Here is a 16,260-nt window from a genome sequence, read left to right as displayed (position 1 = left end):
GTCAGCTCGCCAGGAACATGCGGTCGGTTTTGACGGAGAAATGGCCGATCAGGTCCGGCACCGTCGTCTGGGCCTTGTCCTTGCCATCGATTTCGAGGCGGACGCGCCCGGCATCGAGCATGACGACCTTGTGGCCGAAATCCACGGCATGCTGCATGTTGTGCGTCACCATCAGCGTCGTCAGCTTCAAGGCTTCGACGGCGCGGATCGTCGCTTGCATGACGATGTCGGCGGTGCGCGGGTCGAGCGCCGCGGTGTGTTCGTCGAGCAGCAGCAGCTCCGGCGAACCGCCGACCGCCATGATCAACGACAACGATTGCCGTTGGCCACCCGACAGTAGCTCCACGCGCGTGTCGAGACGCTTTTCGAGGCCGAGGCCCAGAAGCGACAGGCGCTCCTTGTAGGCGGTGAGCCTTGCCGCGTTCAGCCCGCGGCGCAGGGTGCGCTTGTTGCTTCGAAGCTCGGCGAGCAGCATGTTTTCGGCCACCGTCATGCTGGCGGCGGTACCGCGCATCGGGTCCTGGAACACGCGCGCAAGCCGCATGGCGCGTTTGTGCACGGGCGTCGCCGTCACGTCGTCGCCATTGATGACGATCTGGCCGCTATCGAGCGCGAGCGCCCCGGAGATGGCGTTGAGCATGCTGCTCTTGCCGGCGCCGTTCGAGCCGATGACGACGCCGAACTCGCCTGTTGCAAGGCTGAGGCTGAGGCCGTCGAGTGCGACCTTTTCGTCTGCCTGCCCCTTGTAGAAGACCTTGCGGGCCGATCTGATTTCCAGCATTGGCTCCCCCTCATAACCCATGAAGTGACGGCGCTCCCGACGCCGTCACCTATTCGCCCAAAATCAGTCGACCAGGCAGCCGCAATCGGCGAGCGATGCCGGTATTGCGATGCCGAAGGCCGCCGCCGCTTTTTTCGAGATCAGCGGTGCATGGTCCTCATAGCTCGGACGCGACGGCGCGATCGTCTTCGGGTCCTTGCCCCCAAGGATCTCCGCGGCAATCTTGCCGGCATTCATGCCGACCTGCTCGTAGTTGACGGCAAAGCTTGCCGGCACGACGCCGTCGCGCACAGCACCATCGTCGGAGTTGACGATCGGGATCTGCGCCTGGCGTGCAGCCGCCGAGACGGCGCCGATTGCCGGCTGGAGCAGGTTGGATGCGGGCGTATAGATCACGTCGGCCTTGCCGGCGAAGGAGGCAATGCGCTGCTGGATGTCGTTGACGTTGTCGACGCCAACGGCCACGACCTCAAAGCCGGCGGCCGGTGCAGCCGCCTTGATCTTGTCGAGCAGAGCCGTGTCGTTCGCCTCGCCAGGGTTGTACGGAACGCCGAAGCGCTTGGCCTCCGGAAGGAGCTTGCGGGTAAAGGCCATCACGGCAGCCACGTCCTGAAGGTCCGTCGCGCCAGTCATGCCGTCGTCACCCGCCCCCCAGGACGGAACGAGCTTCGCGGCCACCGGATCGGTGACGGCGGAAAAGACAACCGGAATACCGGATCCGGCGAGCGCCTTCTTGGCGATCTGCGAGACCGGCGTGGTGATCGTGTAGATCAGTTTCGGCTGCTCGGCCTGCAGCTTGGCAATCATCTGCGGAACAAGCGAGGCGTCGAAGTTGGTGTGGCTTTCAGTGTAAACGACATCGGTGCCCTCGACGAAGCCGTTTTCAGCCAGTGCCTTCTTGAAGCCGGCGATCGACGCACTCAATTGCGGATGTTCGCCGAAATTGGCGATGCCAATACGGATCGGATCGGCAGCAGCCGTTCCCGCTCCCCACGCCAGCGCGCCGGCGACAACCAATCCCGAAAGCCAAGTCCTCTTGCTCATACATCCCTCCCAGAATTTGACGAGCGTTACCGCCCTCCTCGGCGGCGTGGGTGGATGATGGAGACGGTCAGACTTCTTGTCAAACAAATATATATATTTTCATCAGAGGCGCAGAACTATATATATTTGTATCGATGCGATGCGGGCGTTAAGGGAACTTGATGCAAGACCACGAACAGTCGACCAAAACCGAATTGGCCTACCGGCTGCTGCGACGCGATATTCTGGCGACGCGTCTCAAGCCTGGCGCTCCGATGAAGCTGAGTGTGCTGCGCGAAAGCTACGGAATCGGCTGGACACCTCTGCGCGAAGCGCTGTCGCGTCTGGAGGCGGAAGGCCTGGTCACGGCGATCAGCAACCGCGGCTTTGCCGTTGCTCCGGTTTCACGCGAGGAACTGGACGATCTCACCCGCGCGCGCCTGGCCGTCGAAATGCCGCTGCTTCTCGAGTCGATCGAGAACGGCGACAGCGCATGGGAATCGGCCGTCGTCACCGCGCATTACCGGCTGTCCCGCTGCAAAGTCTCGGTCGAGCATTTCTCCGAAAGCGAGATCGACGAGTGGGACGAAAAGCACGCCGCCTTCCACGCAGCACTGATCGGTGCGGCACGATCGAACTGGTTGACCCGCTTCCAGTCAACGATTTCCGATCAGCTTCGTCGCCACCACCGTTTCCTCAGCCTGGCCCCGACATTGAGGGCTGCCGCAGGGATGAGCAAGGGATACGAGGAAGCGGTCGCCGCCTTGCAAGACGCCATGGCGATCGAGCATCACACTGAGCTGATGGAGGCGGCACTTGATCGAGATTTCGAGCGCGCCAAGACGCTGATGGCCGACCACATCGGCTTTACCGTCAATGTCTATGTCCAATCCGAGGACGGTGGCCGTTCTCAATCTTCCGGGCACCCGTCGTTGCCGGGGATTGCGTCCAAATGACGGCCCAACGCAGCCTGTCCAAGAGCCGGAAACATCTCTAATAAGGGCAAGGCGGCAGTATACGCCTGCAGCTTTGTGAAAGTGGACGTTGGTATGATGGGTGAAGACAAGTTCGACATCTCGCCGGAATGGGTGGATGGCGAGACCAAGGCCCTCGAGGCTCCCGGCGATCACCGTGTCGAGCTCAGGCTCTGGCTGCGTCTGCTGACGTGCTCGACACTGGTCGAGAGCGAAGTCCGCCGGCGGCTCCGGGAAGAATTCGACTCCACGCTGCCACGTTTCGACCTGATGGCCCAGCTCGAGCGAGCGCCTGATGGCATGGTGCTGGGGGAAGTCTCTAAGCGCATGATGGTCTCACCCGGCAACATAACGGTTCTTGTGGAACGGCTGACCGAGAGCGGTCACATCAGCCGTACGACACTGCCGACGGATCGACGTGTACAGATCATCGCGCTGACGCCCTTCGGCCGCGCCGAATTCGAGAAGATGGCGGCAAGGCATTCCGACTGGATCTCCGACCTGTTCGCTGGACTTTCAGCGAAGGAGGGCGGTGTGTTGATGGACGAGCTTGCCAAGCTCAAGCGATCCATCGTTGCTGCGTTGGCCCGGAACACTTAAGGCACTGCGCCTTTCTTTCCGCCGTCTCCCGAGATTCTCCGAAACGGTTCGCCACTCGCGCACCGCAATCCGGACGCATGTAGCGTCGTCACATTTGCCGAAACAATTTTAAGCTTGAAATTTCTCTGGAACGAGTCCACCCTGCTCCTCGCAGTCCGGGATGACGGTCGACGACATCTGGACGGTGACACACGCAGCCGGAGCTCGGGAGGAGAACGACATGCGGATCGTCTGTATCGGTGGCGGGCCAGCCGGCCTCTATTTTGCGCTGCTGATGAAGCGCCAGCACCCGGAACACCGCATAACGGTCGTCGAGCGGAACCGCGCCTTCGACACCTTCGGGTGGGGGGTGGTCTTCTCGGATGCGACGATGCAGTCGATGCGCCAATGGGATCCGGAGACTGCCGAGGCGATCGAGGTCGCTTTCAACCACTGGGACGACATCGAACTGGTTTTCAAGGGCCGTAAGATCAGGACGACGGGCCACGGCTTCGTCGGCATCGGCCGCAAGAAGATGCTCAATATCCTCCAGGATCGCTGCCTCGAACTCGGTGTCGAACTCGCGTTCGAGCACGACGTCGAAAGCGACGAGGAATTCGCCGATGCGGACCTCATCATCGCCTCCGACGGCGTCAACTCGAGGATCCGCAATAGATACGCCGACGTATTCCAACCCGACATGGTCGTTCGGCCAAACCGTTATGTCTGGCTCGGCACGGACAAGCGCTTCGACGCCTTCACCTTCGACTTCCAACGCACCGAACACGGCTGGTTCCAGGCGCATATCTACCGCTTCGATGAGAACACTTCGACCTTCATCGTCGAAACCACGGATGACGTCTTTCAGGCCCATGGTCTCGACCATATGGACCAGCAGCAGTCGATTGAGTTCTGCGAAAAACTCTTTGCCGAGACGCTCGACGGCCATAAGCTGATGACCAATGCGCGCCATATGCGCGGCTCTGCCTGGCTGAACTTCGGCCGGCTGATTTGCGAGAAGTGGAGCCACTTCAACGGCAATAGCCACGTCGTCTTGATGGGGGACAGCGCCCACACGGCGCATTTCGCCATCGGCTCGGGCACCAAGCTTGCGATCGATGACGCCATCGAGCTTACCCGACAATTCGATATCCTCGGCCACGACGAAGCCAACATCCCGGCTGTGCTCGCGGCTTACGAGGAGATACGCCGGGTTGATGTCGCCCGCATCCAAAATGCGGCGCGCAATGCGATGGAGTGGTTCGAAGTCGCCGGCACGCGCTATGCCGATACGCTGGAGCCGGAGCAATTCATGTATTCGATGCTGACCCGCTCACAGCGTATCAGCCACGAGAATCTTCGCCTTCGCGACAAGGACTGGCTCGAAGGTTTCGAACGCTGGTTCGCCGAACGTGCCGGCGCCGAGCCGGCGTCGAATGGCACGGTTCCCCCGCCGATGTTCACGCCTTTCAAGCTTCGCGGCCTGACGCTCAGGAATCGCATCGTCGTTTCGCCAATGGCGATGTATTCGGCGACCGACGGCGTGCCCAACGACTTTCACCTGGTGCATCTCGGTGCGCGCGCCATGGGCGGCGCGGCCCTCGTTTTTCCTGAAATGACCTGCGTGTCGCCTGACGCCCGCATCACGCCCGGATGCTTGGGACTCTGGAACGACGAACAGACGTTGGCCTTCAAGCGCATCGTCGATTTCGTGCACCAGCAGACGCCTGCCAAGATCGGCATCCAGCTCGGGCATGCCGGAAGAAAAGGTGCGACCAAATTGGCCTGGGAGGGGATCGACCAGCCCTTGAACGAGGGCGCCTGGCCGCTCATTTCCGCGTCGGCCCTGCCTTACCTCGCGCATTCGGATACGCCGCGCGAAATGACCCGAGCCGACATGGACCGCGTCGTCGCCGACTTCGTGCAGGCGACCGGACGCGCCCGTGACCTCGGTTTCGACATCCTCGAACTGCACGTGGCGCACGGCTACCTGCTGTCGAGCTTCCTGTCGCCGCTCACCAACCTCCGCACGGACGACTATGGCGGCGACCATGCGTCCCGCGCCCGCTTTCCGCTCGAAGTGTTCCACGCGATCCGTAAGGCGTGGCCCGAGGACCGACCGATGTCGGTGCGCCTTTCGACGCACGACTGGCACGAAGGCGGCAACACTCCTGACGATGCGGCGATTTTCGCCCGCCTGTTCAAGGAAGCCGGCGCCGATATGATCGACTGCTCCTCCGGTCAGGTGGTGAAGGAAGAAAAACCGGTTTACGGCCGGCTGTTCCAGACACCATTTTCCGACAAGATCCGCAACGAGATCCAGGTTCCGACCATCGCCGTCGGAGCGATTTCCGAAGCCGACCACGCCAATTCCATCATTGCGGCCGGCCGTGCCGACCTCTGCGCAATTGCGCGTCCGCATCTGGCCGACCCGTCCTTCGTCATGCACGAGGCGGCGAAGATCGGCTATGACGGGCAGCCCTGGCCAAAGCAATACCACTCCGCCCGCGCGCAATATGTGAACAATCTGGCGCGCGCCGCAACGACGGTAGGCAAGCCATGAACCGCAGACACGCCCTCGTCACGGGCGCCGGAAGCGGCATCGGCAAGGCGATCGCGCTTGCACTCGCAGCCGATGGCCATATCGTCAGCCTTGTGGGGCGCCGCGCCGCGCCGCTCGAAGCCGTGAAAGAGGAAATCCACTCATCAGGCGGCGAAGCCCACGTCCACCATGAGTTCGATGTGACTGACCCGGCAGCGGTCGAGCAAGGCATTTCGGCTGCGATTGCGAAGAGCGGAGAGATTGCGGTTCTCGTCAACTGCGCCGGCGAGGCTCCTTCGGCGCCGTTCGAGAAAACCGATCTTTCACTCTGGCAACGAGTGCTCACGGTCAACCTGACCGGGGTGTTTCTTGTGACGCAGGCAGCCCTTGCCTCCGTGCGCCGGGCCGGCAACGGCCGGATCGTCAATGTCGCAAGCACCGCGGGCCTCACCGGTTACGCCTATGTTTCAGCCTATTGCGCCTCGAAACACGGCGTCATCGGCCTGACGCGGGCGCTGGCGCTCGAACTTGCCCGCACCGACGTGACCGTCAATGCCGTCTGCCCGGGGTTCACCGACACGCCACTCATCGACGGTGCGCTCGACACGATCAGCGAGAAGACTGGCCGTTCGCGCGAGGAAGCGCGCGCCAGCCTTGCCCGTTCCAATCCGCAAGGGCGCCTGGTGACGCCCGACGAGGTCGCACACACGGTCTCCTGGCTCGTGTCGGAGAAGGCAACCGCGATCACCGGCCAGGCCATCCCAGTGGCGGGCGGCGAAGTTCTCGGAGGATAGACATGACAAACCCGATGCAGGCCAAGAAGCGCGCCTTCAAAGACCATAAGGCCAAGCACTTCCTGTTCGAAACGGACGCCGACGGCCGGGTCGCCACGATCACGCTCGACCGTCCGGAAAAGAAGAACCCACTGACCTTCGAAAGTTACGAGGAGCTTTGCGATCTCTTCCGGGCGCTTGGTCGCGCCAGCGATGTGCGCGCCGTGGTGCTGACCGGCGCCAGCGACAACTTCTCCTCCGGCGGCGACGTCTTCGAGATCATCGAGCCGCTGACGCGCATGTCGATGCCGGATCTGCTTGATTTCACCCGTATGACCGGCGAACTGGTGCGCCAGATCCGCGCCTGCCCGCAGCCCGTCATATCAGCCGTCGACGGCATCTGCGCCGGTGCCGGCGCCATCCTGGCGATGGCTTCCGACTTCCGCGTGGCAACGCCGGAGGCGAAGACGGCGTTTCTCTTCACCCGCGTCGGGCTGGCCGGCGCCGACATGGGCGCCTGCGGCATCCTTCCCCGCATTATCGGCCAGGGCCGTGCCGCCGAACTGCTCTTCACCGGACGGGTCATGACCGCGACCGAGGGCCACGCCTGGGGCTTCTACAACGCCCTCCACGAGCGTCCGTCGCTGCTTGCCGAGGCGCAGAAATTCGCACGCACGATCGCCGATGGCCCCTGGTTCGCTCACGCAATGACCAAGAAGATGCTCGACCAGGAATGGGCGATGGGCATCGATCAGCTGATCGAAGCGGAAGCGCAGGCCCAAGCGATCTGCATGGCGACCGGCGACTTCCGCCGCGCCTTCGAGGCCTTTGCCGCCAAGGCGAAGCCGGAATTCAAAGGGAATTGAGCATGAGTTCCCATGAGACGGCTTTGCACCCACCAACCCGCGACCATCTCGACTGGCCATTCTACGAGGATAGGCATCGCGCGCTTGCCGCCGAATTGGACGGCTTCGTTGCCGGCGGCGGTCTTGGCGAAGTCGATCACCGGGATGTGGATGCCGCCTGCAAACATCTGGTCGCTGCGCTCGGCGCTGCAGGCGTACTTCGCCATTGCGTGCCGAAGGCGTTCGGCGGTACGAGCGAAGACATCGACAGCCGATCGCTTTGCCTCATCCGCGAAACGCTCGCCTATACCGACGGGCTTGCCGACTTCGCCTTCGCCATGCAGGGGCTGGGGACTGGCGCGATCAGCCTTTCCGGCTCCGAGGCGCTGAAGCAGGCCACCCTGCCCAAGGTCGCCCGCGGCGAGTGCATCTCCGCCTTTGCGCTTTCCGAACCCGATGCGGGCTCGGATGTTGCGGCGATGGCCTGTGCGGCGCGCCGCGACGGCGACCATTTCGTGCTAGACGGCGAGAAGACCTGGATCTCGAACGGAGGCATCGCCGACGTCTACACTGTCTTTGCCCGCACCGGCGAGGCGCCCGGCACGCGTGGCATATCCGCCTTCGTGGTCTTTGCCGACACGCCGGGCTTCACGATCGCCGAGCGCATCGAGACGATTGCGCCGCATCCGCTCGCCCGGCTTCGTTTCGACAATTGCCGTATTCCGTCGTCACAGCTTCTCGGCAGCCCGGGCGAAGGCTTCAAGATCGCCATGCGCACGCTCGACATCTTCCGCCCATCCGTCGCTGCCGCCGCGATCGGCTTTGCCCGTCGCGCGCTCGACGAGGCGGTGGCACATGCGAAGAACCGCAAGATGTTTGGCGCAACGCTTGCCGACCTGCCGACCGCGCAAAGCACACTCGGTGAGATGGCAACGGCGATCGACTCCGCAGCCCTTCTGACCTGCCGCACGGCGTGGCAACGCGACGTGCAAAAGCGGCCGACGACTCGCGAGGCGGCAATGGCCAAGATGACGGCGACGGAGAATGCGCAGTGGGTCATCGACCAGGCGCTGCAGCTCTTCGGCGGTCGGGGGGTACGCGTCGGCGAGATCACGGAGCGGCTCTATCGTGAGATCCGTGCGCTGCGCATCTACGAGGGCGCGACCGAAGTTCAAAAGCTCATCATCGGCCGCGAGCTGATGAAGGGCACGGCACGATAACGGTGGCGTCACCACCTCGCTCGCCAACCACGCTTCCCTTGCATGGCCGGACGATATCCGAGCCGCACTGACGCAACATCTGGAGACAACCAATGCACACCATCCTGCAACCTGAAGGTTGGGCAAAGCCCATCGGCTATGCCAACGGCGTCGCTGCGAAGGGCCGCACTCTCTTCGTCGGCGGTCAGATCGGCTGGAACGAGCGCTCCGAGTTCGAAACCGATGATTTCGTCGAGCAGGTCCGTCAGACTCTGAAAAATGTGGTCGCGGTGCTCGCCGCCGGGGGGGCGGAGCCGCACCACATCACGACGATGACCTGGTACTTCACCGACAAGCAGGAATATATCGGTAACCTCCGCGGTATCGGCCAAGCCTACCGCGACATCATCGGCAGGAACTTCCCTGCAATGGCGGCAATGCAGGTGGTCGCGCTGGTCGAAGACCGGGCCAAGATCGAAATCCAGGTCACGGCCGTCATCCCCGATTGAGGATTGCCGACATGCCAGAGATCAGATTTTCGCAGAGCGTTTCCGCCCGTCGGGAACAAGGTGCTCTCGTCGTCACCATCGACAACCCGCCCGTCAACGCGCTGTCGGCGCATGTCAGGTCCGGCCTGATGGCTGCTTTGGATCATGCTACTGACCTTCCGACGATTACCGGTCTCGTGATCACCGGTGCGGGCAGCACGTTTATCGGCGGTGCTGATATCAAGGAGTTTGGCAAACCGCCCATGGAGCCGATGCTTCCCGAGGTGATCGATCGCATCGAGACTTTCGAAAAGCCGGTCGTCTGCTCGGTGAATGGCTCCGCCCTTGGCGGAGGCTGCGAGGTGGCGCTCGCCTGCCACGGTCGCATAGCTGGAGAAAAGGCCGCGTTCGGACTGCCCGAAGTGAAGCTCGGCATCGTTCCGGGTGCTGGCGGGACACAACGCCTGCCACGGCTGATCGGCACGATCGCGGCCATCGATCTCATCGGAACGGGGCGCACCGTCAACGTGAGCGAAGCTGTCGCACTCGGCCTTGCCGATGGCACCGCCGCGGACCCTGTAGCCGCCGCCCTTACGCTCCTGCGCGAACTGGGTGCAAAGCCGCTCCGTCGCACCGGCTTGATGGCGGTCCCGACGGTGGACGCAGCAGCCGTCAGCGCGGCGGAGGCGAAGGTCCTGGCGCGAGCCCGCGGCCAATCCGCTCCGGTCGAGGCGGTACGTCTCGTCAAGGCGGCCGGTCAAGTCGATCTGAAACAGGGATTGGCGGAAGAACGCTGCACATTCCTGCGTTTACGCGACTCCGTCGAGTCCGCTGCCCTGCTGCACGTATTCTTTGCCGAACGCGCCGCCGGCAAGATCGAAGGGTTAGAGACAGTCTCGCCACGCAGAATCGAGACAGTTGCGGTGGTCGGCGCGGGGCTGATGGGGGCAGGCATTGCGGTCTCCGCCCTGATCAGCGGCTGTCGCGTCATCGCTTTGGAACAGACAAAGGAAGCAGCAGCCGGCGCGCGCGACCGCATTGCCGAGACACTCGACAAAACCGTCCGCTCCGGACGGATGGGCCAGGATGGACGCGACGACTGCCTCGCCAGATTACAGACCACCGCTGAAGCGGCAGACCTCGCCACCGTTGATCTCGTCATCGAAGCGGTGTTCGACGACCTCCAGGTCAAGATGGACCTGTTTCGCCGGCTCGACGGCATCCTTGCGCCAGGCACCATTTTGGCAACCAACACCAGCTACCTCGATCCCGACGTGATCGCCGCGGCGACGACCGATCCGACGCGGGTGGTCGGATTGCACTTCTTCTCACCCGCCAATGTCATGCGGCTTGTCGAAGTCGTCGATTGCGCCAAGACCGCACCCGATGTGCTGGCGAGTGCACTCGCCTTCGTCAAACGCCTGGGCAAGTTACCCGTCGTCTGCGGCGTTACCGAGGGCTTCATCGGCAACCGCATCTTCTCCGCCTATCGTCGCGAGGCAGAGTTGATGCTCGAGGATGGCGCCGTGCCCGACGAGATCGACGCCGCCTTCGAAGCTTACGGTTTTCCGATGGGCATCTTCGCCGTCAATGACATGGCCGGGTTGGAGATCGCCTGGGCGCGCCGGAAGCGGCAGGCCGCGACGCGGGATCCTGCCGCACGTTATGTCGAGATCGCCGATAGGCTTTGCGAGGCGGGCCGTCTTGGCCGCAAGAGTGGCCGCGGCTGGTACGCCTACCCCAACGGCGAGCGCACCGTCGATCCGGAAGTGACGGCGATGATCAAGGCGGCGCGCGCCGCCAAGAACATCACGCCGCGAGCCATCACTGCCGAAGAGATCATGGGCCGGCTTTTGAAGGCGATGGTCGATGAAGGAACGGCGCTGCTGGCCGAAGGCATCGCCGCGCGCCCCGGCGACATCGATCTGGTGATGATCAACGGTTACGGCTTTCCGGCCCACAAGGGCGGGCCGATGTTTACCGCGCAGCAAGGCAAGGACCTGAAATCATGAGCGAGGCCTATATCATTGATGGCGTCCGCACGCCCATCGGCCGATACGGCGGCGCTTTGTCGGTCGCCCGTGCCGACGACCTCGCCGCGCACGTAATCCGCGACGCGCTGGCGCGCGTCGCGTCGGTACCGGCCGAAGCGATCGATGAGGTCGTCTTCGGTTGTGCCAACCAGGCGGGCGAAGACAACCGCAACGTGGCCCGCATGGCCGCCTTGCTTGCCGGATTGCCGGACGCGGTTCCTGGCACGACGATCAACCGGCTTTGCGGCTCGGGGCTGGATGCCGTCGGTTACGCCGCACGCGCGATCCGGCTCGGCGAGGCGGAAGTCGTGATTGCCGGTGGCGTCGAAAGCATGTCGCGCGCGCCTTTCGTCATGCCGAAGGCCCAAAACGCCTTCCAACGCAGCACCGAAGTACACGACACAACGATCGGCTGGCGGTTCGTCAATCCGGTCATGCAAGAACGGTACGGCATCGAGTCCATGCCGGAGACCGCCGAAAACGTTGCAGCCGAGTTTGATATCTCGCGCGCGGACCAGGACGGCTTTGCACTCCGCAGCCAGGCCCGCGCTGCGGCTGCGCAAAAGAATGGCCGCTTCGCGCGCGAAATCGCCCCCTATCCGATCAAAGGGCGCAAGGGCGAGACGACGCACGTCTTAGAGGATGAGCATCCGCGCGAGACAACGTTCGAGAAGCTCGCCAGCCTGCCGACGCCGTTCCGCACCAATGGCACCGTGACAGCCGGCAATGCATCCGGTGTCAACGACGGCGCGGCCGCACTTCTGCTTGCCTCAGGCCGCGCGGTCGAACACTACGGCCTCACGCCACTTGCTCGCGTCGAGGGGATGGCAACGGCGGGGGTTCCTCCACGCGTCATGGGCATGGGCCCCGTCTTTTCCACCAGAAAGCTCATGGACCGTCTCGGCGTTGGCATCGGCGATATCGATATCCTCGAGCTCAATGAAGCTTTCGCAGCCCAGGCTCTCGCCTGCATGCGGCAGCTAGGCTTTGCAGATGATGCCGCCCACGTAAATCCCAACGGCGGCGCCATTGCCTTGGGACATCCTCTCGGCATGTCCGGTGCGCGCCTTGCGCTGACCGCAGCACTGGAACTTGAACTTCGAGGAGCAAGGCGAGCTGTCGCCACCATGTGTATTGGCGTTGGACAAGGCATCTCGATGTTACTGACGCGACCGTGATGCCGACGGATGCTCCTGCATTACGGCCTGGCGTGTCTCACGGTCTGCGCAGATCGTCAGTCCATGTTGTAGAAACAAAATCGAGAACGCCCCATTCAGGCAGTTGATACCCGTGCGGCCTGGCGGCACCCTTTTTGGGTAAGCGACGTAGCCGATCTTTGTGAAAGAACGCGGTTATCGGTCGCCGCCTTTCGCGATCCGCGCGAGCACGAGTTTGAGGGGGACCTAGGGCTCGGAAACTGGTTATCGTGTGGTGTTCGGAGCCATGACGGGAGCTCTTTCATTACCGTTGCGCAAAACGCCGGCATCGGACGCCGTCTAGTGACGGCCACTCCGTTGTGAAGACTAGTTCTGTTCCTTTCCCTTCGACAGATACTGAGCTGTGGTGAGGTAATAGTTACGGGCGGTGGCATTGATCTGGCGCTCGCCCAACTCGGTAAGTGCCCGGGCTTTGATCTCGTTGGCTGCTATGTTCGCAGGGTCAATGGCCAGTACATGATCGATCATCTCGGCCGCCCATTGGAACTCCTTTGCTTCGACTGCTTCCCTGGCACGGGCAATCATCTGCTCTGCCCCTCCTGTCATTTCGAGCATTTTGCGGGCACGCTCCGCAGGTGGCAGAGGATTCAGATTGGTGGCGTTCCCATCGAACCATCCGACGGCGTACGGTCCAAGCGACACTGCCGTAGTACTCTTGCAGGTATGGGCTCGTTGCCAGCTCAGGAGAAAGTTTCACCTCTTGCACAAGCTCGTCCGGCGTCTTTCCCTGCTTGATGCCGGCAAGGGTCTGGTCGAGGACGGTCTTGATGCCGTCCCGATAGTCGGCGAGAGCCTTGCGCACCTCGTCCTTCCCGAGGATCGGACGCATGTGACCCTGGACCAGGTAGGTGGCGTTCAAGGCGAGCATCCTGTCGAGGCTGGCGATCCACTTCTCCGGGGGGCGCAGCTTAAGGCCACGAATCGGCGAAAGGTTTGGGTACGATTTGAGGAAATCGTCTCCGGGGATTAGCACGCCCTTGTCGGCGATCCAGATGGCCGTGTTCTCGGGAGATTCTCCTGGCGTATGGATGAGCTGCATCCGGACTCCCGCCACCTCGATGGTCTCGCTGTCACCACTGAAGGTGCGGGTCGGCGGCAGGTAGCCCTCCCGCGTATGCGGTGTCACACGGCCGTATTCGAGCTGCGTGCCTGCGTTGATGAACAGGTTGTCGGGTAGCTTCGTGCCGAAAGCGTCGCCGCCGTCGCGCGCTCCCCTTCCGAACTCTGGACCGGATTCCACCAGCGTCTGATGGCTGTAGATTTCGGGTTTGTCAGTCCCGGCAAACACCTTCGCGCCGCCAGAATGGTCCGGGTGATTGTGGGTGTAGATGATCGCCCGGACAGGACGGACCAAGCGATCCCCAAAGGCGCCCACGATTGCCTCAGCGTCGACAGGGTTCGCGGATGTGTCGACGATAATCGAGCCCTTGTGTCCCTGGATCAGCGTGACGTTGCTTGCCGAGTAGCCAACGGCGGCGAAGACGCCGTCCGTGATTTTAATGACCTCCTTCCGGAATTCGGAGGAACTCTCTCGTAGTTGCTCACGTCCGGCAAACTCATCTTCAAAAGCGTGCGACGACAGGCCAAGAATTGAAACGACCATCAAAGCTACTCCTACCCCAGGGCTCCATGATCCTGGCATGCCTCCAGGAATGGCGGCGGCTGGCAGTCCGTAGAGCCGCTGCAGTTGCTGCTGCAAAGGGAGGTAATAGATACCACATTGGAATGGTACCTTTCATTTTGAGAATCCTCGTGTTGGTGCGCTCGCCGAAGGCGGCATAGCCGGTTTGTTCGACGAGGTTGCCATTGGCATGGGTGACCAGACGGACCGACAGGCGGTCGCGATGCAGGAAAGCCTTTTCATATTCCAGTTTGAGTGGTGATTGGTCGGTGCCACGCGTCGAGTAGCGGAGCGGGCAGACTGAGCAGGACGAAAGCCCGCAAGGGCCCCGGCCCAAATTATGGACAGCGCTTTCCCTGTCTTAAACGCCCCGTCGATTGCCCCATAGCAAGACGTGCAACTGCGGCAGCACCCGCGCATCGAACCATCTGTCGCCGGTCACTTTGTCGACCAGCCAGAGCATGCGGTTCATGACGCCATCGATGTCCACCGTCGCACTGTCGTCGTCCGGCGGTGGTGGGGTGTGGTTTCCCGGCTGCAGATAGACCGGCAGCGCCGGGTATCTCCCGGCCATATCCTTGGCATAGGCGTAGTCGTGATCATCAAAAACGACGATCTTGAGCACCGTCATCGGCCGACCGGCCGCCATCGCAAGACACTCGTCGAGCTTTGAGAAATCGGTTTCCATGCCGCTCGACGGCGGCTTCGGGCTGACGACGAGGACGTCCAGGTCGGCGAACCAGTCCCTGGCGGCGCTGCCTTGCGTCTCAAGCGCAAAGCGATAGCCCTCGCCATGGCCGCGATCGATCAAGGGTCCGAGCGGCTGGATGGCGGGGTTTCCACCGGAAAGCGAGACTGTCAGCGGCACGCCGCCCGATAGCCGTCTCACCTCCATCCAGATCTCCTCGACCGACATCGGTTGCCACTGTTCGCGATACTCGCTGTCAACGGCGTGCAGCGTATCGCACCAGGAACAGCGGTAATCGCAGCCGCCTGTGCGCACGAACACCGTCGGCTGGCCGATCAACACGCCCTCACCCTGGATTGTCGGCCCGAAGATCTCGCTGACGCGGATCGCAGCGCCCGTCATGGCCGATATTCCGCCCAGGTCTTCGGCGTCTCGCTGACGCGAACTGCCGACGTTTCCGGCAGTCGCTCCTTGCACCAGTCGTAGAAATGCCTCGCCAGGCACTCCGACGTCACCCGGTCGTGACCGAGCACATCATTGAGATGACGGTGGTCGAAGCTGCCGTCGATGTAGCGCTTCAGCGGGGCGAGGTCGTGATAATCCCGCACGAAGCCGTCGTCGTCGAGATCCGCGGCGGCAAGCTCGACCTCGACGATGTAGTTGTGGCCGTGCAGCCGCGCGCACTGGTGATCGGCGGGCAGATGGCTCAACTGATGCGAGGCGGAGAAGTGGAATTCCTTGGTGATGCGGTACATCAGCGAACCTCCTCTGCCGAGAAGCGGCTGGTGGCAGCGCGCCAGAAATCCGGATCGGCATACGCGGTCGGGTCATCGACACCGGCGAGATGGAAGGCTTCACGCCGCTCGACGCAGGTACCGCAGCGACCGCAATGGCGTGCGCCGCCCTTGTAGCAGGACCACGTCTCACCAAAAGGCGTGCCGTGCTTGGCGCCGTCCGTAACGATGGCGGCCTTCGGGACATTGACATAGGGTGCAAGGAGCTGAACGGTGCCATAGCCCTCCAACGCCTCGTCCTGCATTTTCTGGAACGCATCGATGAAGCCCGGCCGGCAATCTGGGTAGATGAAATGGTCGCCGCCATGGACGGCAACGGCGACGGCGTCGGCCTTTTGCGCCGAGGCGAGGCCGAAGGCGATCGCCAGCATGATGGCATTGCGGTTCGGCACCACCGTGGCCTTCATCGTCTCCTCAGCATAATGGCCATCGGGCACTTCGACATCATCGGTCAGCGCCGATCCGGTCAGGTGCTGACCAATGCCGGTGATGTCGATGATCTGGTGTGGAACGCCAAGCCGGTGGGCACAGGCAGCGGCGAAGTCGAGTTCCTTGCGATGGCGCTGGCCGTAATCGAAGGAAAGAAGGCCGACGAGTTCGTGCTCCGCCGCGATCCTGTGCGCGAGCGAAACGGAGTCCAATCCGCCGGAGCAGATGACGATAGTTCTCATAATAATGGGTCCCTTGTTTTGACCGGGTGGGC

At 62.6% G+C, this 16,260-nt stretch carries 15 protein-coding genes and 1 pseudogene; 9 read left to right on the top strand and 7 right to left on the bottom strand.

Going from position 1 to position 16,260, the window contains the following annotated elements; translation table 11 throughout:
- Position 1 precedes the first annotated feature (1 nt).
- Together J3R84_RS22960 and J3R84_RS22955 are read right to left on the bottom strand one after the other, a co-directional pair.
- Positions 2 to 781: an ABC transporter ATP-binding protein gene (locus J3R84_RS22960; RefSeq protein ID WP_025429111.1), complete on the bottom strand. Its 780-nt coding sequence runs from the start codon at positions 779 to 781 to the stop codon at positions 2 to 4.
- 63 nt (positions 782 to 844) lie between these two features.
- Positions 845 to 1,825, bottom strand: coding sequence for an ABC transporter substrate-binding protein (locus J3R84_RS22955; RefSeq protein ID WP_025429112.1), 981 nt, complete (start codon positions 1,823 to 1,825; stop codon positions 845 to 847).
- Between the two features lie 161 nt (positions 1,826 to 1,986).
- Here J3R84_RS22955 and J3R84_RS22950 point away from each other — a divergent pair, with 161 nt between their 5' ends.
- The 9 genes from J3R84_RS22950 to pcaF all read left to right on the top strand — a co-directional run bounded on the left by J3R84_RS22950 (position 1,987) and on the right by pcaF (position 12,415).
- The gene (locus tag J3R84_RS22950; protein ID WP_203528904.1) at positions 1,987 to 2,760 is read left to right on the top strand and encodes a GntR family transcriptional regulator; all 774 of its coding nucleotides are present in this window, start codon (positions 1,987 to 1,989) and stop codon (positions 2,758 to 2,760) included.
- Between the two features lie 93 nt (positions 2,761 to 2,853).
- Positions 2,854 to 3,378: a MarR family winged helix-turn-helix transcriptional regulator gene (locus tag J3R84_RS22945; RefSeq protein ID WP_225906420.1), complete on the top strand. Its 525-nt coding sequence runs from the start codon at positions 2,854 to 2,856 to the stop codon at positions 3,376 to 3,378.
- 220 nt (positions 3,379 to 3,598) lie between these two features.
- On the top strand, positions 3,599 to 5,920 hold the full coding sequence (locus J3R84_RS22940) for a bifunctional salicylyl-CoA 5-hydroxylase/oxidoreductase (RefSeq protein ID WP_203528905.1): 2,322 nt from the start codon (positions 3,599 to 3,601) through the stop codon (positions 5,918 to 5,920).
- Positions 5,917 to 6,693 carry an SDR family NAD(P)-dependent oxidoreductase gene (locus tag J3R84_RS22935; RefSeq protein WP_025429116.1) on the top strand — a complete coding sequence of 259 codons (777 nt, stop codon included), beginning with the start codon at positions 5,917 to 5,919 and terminating at the stop codon, positions 6,691 to 6,693. Before J3R84_RS22940 ends, J3R84_RS22935 begins: the two co-directional genes overlap by 4 nt.
- A 2-nt stretch (positions 6,694 to 6,695) precedes the next feature.
- Entirely contained in the window at positions 6,696 to 7,538 is an 843-nt protein-coding gene (locus tag J3R84_RS22930; protein ID WP_113568315.1) for an enoyl-CoA hydratase family protein, read from the top strand.
- Positions 7,539 to 7,540: 2 nt separating this feature from the next.
- Positions 7,541 to 8,737, top strand: coding sequence for an acyl-CoA dehydrogenase family protein (locus J3R84_RS22925; RefSeq protein WP_203528907.1), 1,197 nt, complete (start codon positions 7,541 to 7,543; stop codon positions 8,735 to 8,737).
- Positions 8,738 to 8,829: 92 nt separating this feature from the next.
- Positions 8,830 to 9,225 carry a RidA family protein gene (locus J3R84_RS22920; protein WP_203528909.1) on the top strand — a complete coding sequence of 132 codons (396 nt, stop codon included), beginning with the start codon at positions 8,830 to 8,832 and terminating at the stop codon, positions 9,223 to 9,225.
- An 11-nt stretch (positions 9,226 to 9,236) separates the two neighbouring features.
- Positions 9,237 to 11,216 carry a 3-hydroxyacyl-CoA dehydrogenase NAD-binding domain-containing protein gene (locus J3R84_RS22915; protein WP_203528911.1) on the top strand — a complete coding sequence of 660 codons (1,980 nt, stop codon included), beginning with the start codon at positions 9,237 to 9,239 and terminating at the stop codon, positions 11,214 to 11,216.
- Positions 11,213 to 12,415 carry a 3-oxoadipyl-CoA thiolase gene (pcaF, locus tag J3R84_RS22910; RefSeq protein ID WP_203528913.1) on the top strand — a complete coding sequence of 401 codons (1,203 nt, stop codon included), beginning with the start codon at positions 11,213 to 11,215 and terminating at the stop codon, positions 12,413 to 12,415. Before J3R84_RS22915 ends, pcaF begins: the two co-directional genes overlap by 4 nt.
- Before the next feature lie 345 nt (positions 12,416 to 12,760).
- Here the strand turns inward: pcaF and J3R84_RS22905 are convergent, their stop codons facing one another.
- The 5 genes and pseudogenes from J3R84_RS22905 to queC all read right to left on the bottom strand — a co-directional run bounded on the left by J3R84_RS22905 (position 12,761) and on the right by queC (position 16,228).
- On the bottom strand, positions 12,761 to 13,096 hold the full coding sequence (locus J3R84_RS22905; RefSeq protein WP_225968534.1) for an alkyl sulfatase dimerization domain-containing protein: 336 nt from the start codon (positions 13,094 to 13,096) through the stop codon (positions 12,761 to 12,763).
- 247 nt (positions 13,097 to 13,343) lie between these two features.
- Positions 13,344 to 14,057, bottom strand: a pseudogene (locus J3R84_RS22900) (MBL fold metallo-hydrolase); the annotation flags it as partial.
- A gap of 379 nt (positions 14,058 to 14,436) precedes the next feature.
- Complete coding sequence (gene queE, locus J3R84_RS22895) at positions 14,437 to 15,165, bottom strand: 7-carboxy-7-deazaguanine synthase QueE (RefSeq protein ID WP_203528915.1); 729 nt, start codon at positions 15,163 to 15,165, stop codon at positions 14,437 to 14,439.
- Positions 15,162 to 15,518: a 6-carboxytetrahydropterin synthase QueD gene (queD, locus tag J3R84_RS22890; RefSeq protein ID WP_057218952.1), complete on the bottom strand. Its 357-nt coding sequence runs from the start codon at positions 15,516 to 15,518 to the stop codon at positions 15,162 to 15,164. The genes queE and queD overlap by 4 nt, the downstream gene beginning before the upstream one ends.
- Complete coding sequence (queC, locus tag J3R84_RS22885; protein ID WP_057218953.1) at positions 15,518 to 16,228, bottom strand: 7-cyano-7-deazaguanine synthase QueC; 711 nt, start codon at positions 16,226 to 16,228, stop codon at positions 15,518 to 15,520. The genes queD and queC overlap by 1 nt, the downstream gene beginning before the upstream one ends.
- Positions 16,229 to 16,260: the final 32 nt, after the last annotated feature.

Origin of the sequence: Ensifer canadensis (assembly GCF_017488845.2) — a bacterium.
Taxonomy (GTDB): Bacteria; Pseudomonadota; Alphaproteobacteria; order Rhizobiales; family Rhizobiaceae; genus Ensifer; species Ensifer canadensis.
Note: the sequence above shows the minus strand (reverse complement) of the source record. Positions and strands in the feature narration are given on the sequence as shown.

Excerpts from the sequence above, each read along its gene's own strand:
- J3R84_RS22960 (WP_025429111.1), bottom strand. The coding sequence starts at position 781 with ATGCTGGAAATCAGATCGGCCCGCAAGGTCTTCTACAAGGGGCAGGCA.
- J3R84_RS22955 (WP_025429112.1), bottom strand. The coding sequence starts at position 1,825 with ATGAGCAAGAGGACTTGGCTTTCGGGATTGGTTGTCGCCGGCGCGCTG.
- J3R84_RS22950 (WP_203528904.1), top strand. The coding sequence starts at position 1,987 with ATGCAAGACCACGAACAGTCGACCAAAACCGAATTGGCCTACCGGCTG.
- J3R84_RS22945 (WP_225906420.1), top strand. The coding sequence starts at position 2,854 with ATGATGGGTGAAGACAAGTTCGACATCTCGCCGGAATGGGTGGATGGC.
- J3R84_RS22940 (WP_203528905.1), top strand. The coding sequence starts at position 3,599 with ATGCGGATCGTCTGTATCGGTGGCGGGCCAGCCGGCCTCTATTTTGCG.
- J3R84_RS22935 (WP_025429116.1), top strand. The coding sequence starts at position 5,917 with ATGAACCGCAGACACGCCCTCGTCACGGGCGCCGGAAGCGGCATCGGC.
- J3R84_RS22930 (WP_113568315.1), top strand. The coding sequence starts at position 6,696 with ATGACAAACCCGATGCAGGCCAAGAAGCGCGCCTTCAAAGACCATAAG.
- J3R84_RS22925 (WP_203528907.1), top strand. The coding sequence starts at position 7,541 with ATGAGTTCCCATGAGACGGCTTTGCACCCACCAACCCGCGACCATCTC.
- J3R84_RS22920 (WP_203528909.1), top strand. The coding sequence starts at position 8,830 with ATGCACACCATCCTGCAACCTGAAGGTTGGGCAAAGCCCATCGGCTAT.
- J3R84_RS22915 (WP_203528911.1), top strand. The coding sequence starts at position 9,237 with ATGCCAGAGATCAGATTTTCGCAGAGCGTTTCCGCCCGTCGGGAACAA.
- pcaF (WP_203528913.1), top strand. The coding sequence starts at position 11,213 with ATGAGCGAGGCCTATATCATTGATGGCGTCCGCACGCCCATCGGCCGA.
- queE (WP_203528915.1), bottom strand. The coding sequence starts at position 15,165 with ATGACGGGCGCTGCGATCCGCGTCAGCGAGATCTTCGGGCCGACAATC.
- queD (WP_057218952.1), bottom strand. The coding sequence starts at position 15,518 with ATGTACCGCATCACCAAGGAATTCCACTTCTCCGCCTCGCATCAGTTG.
- queC (WP_057218953.1), bottom strand. The coding sequence starts at position 16,228 with ATGAGAACTATCGTCATCTGCTCCGGCGGATTGGACTCCGTTTCGCTC.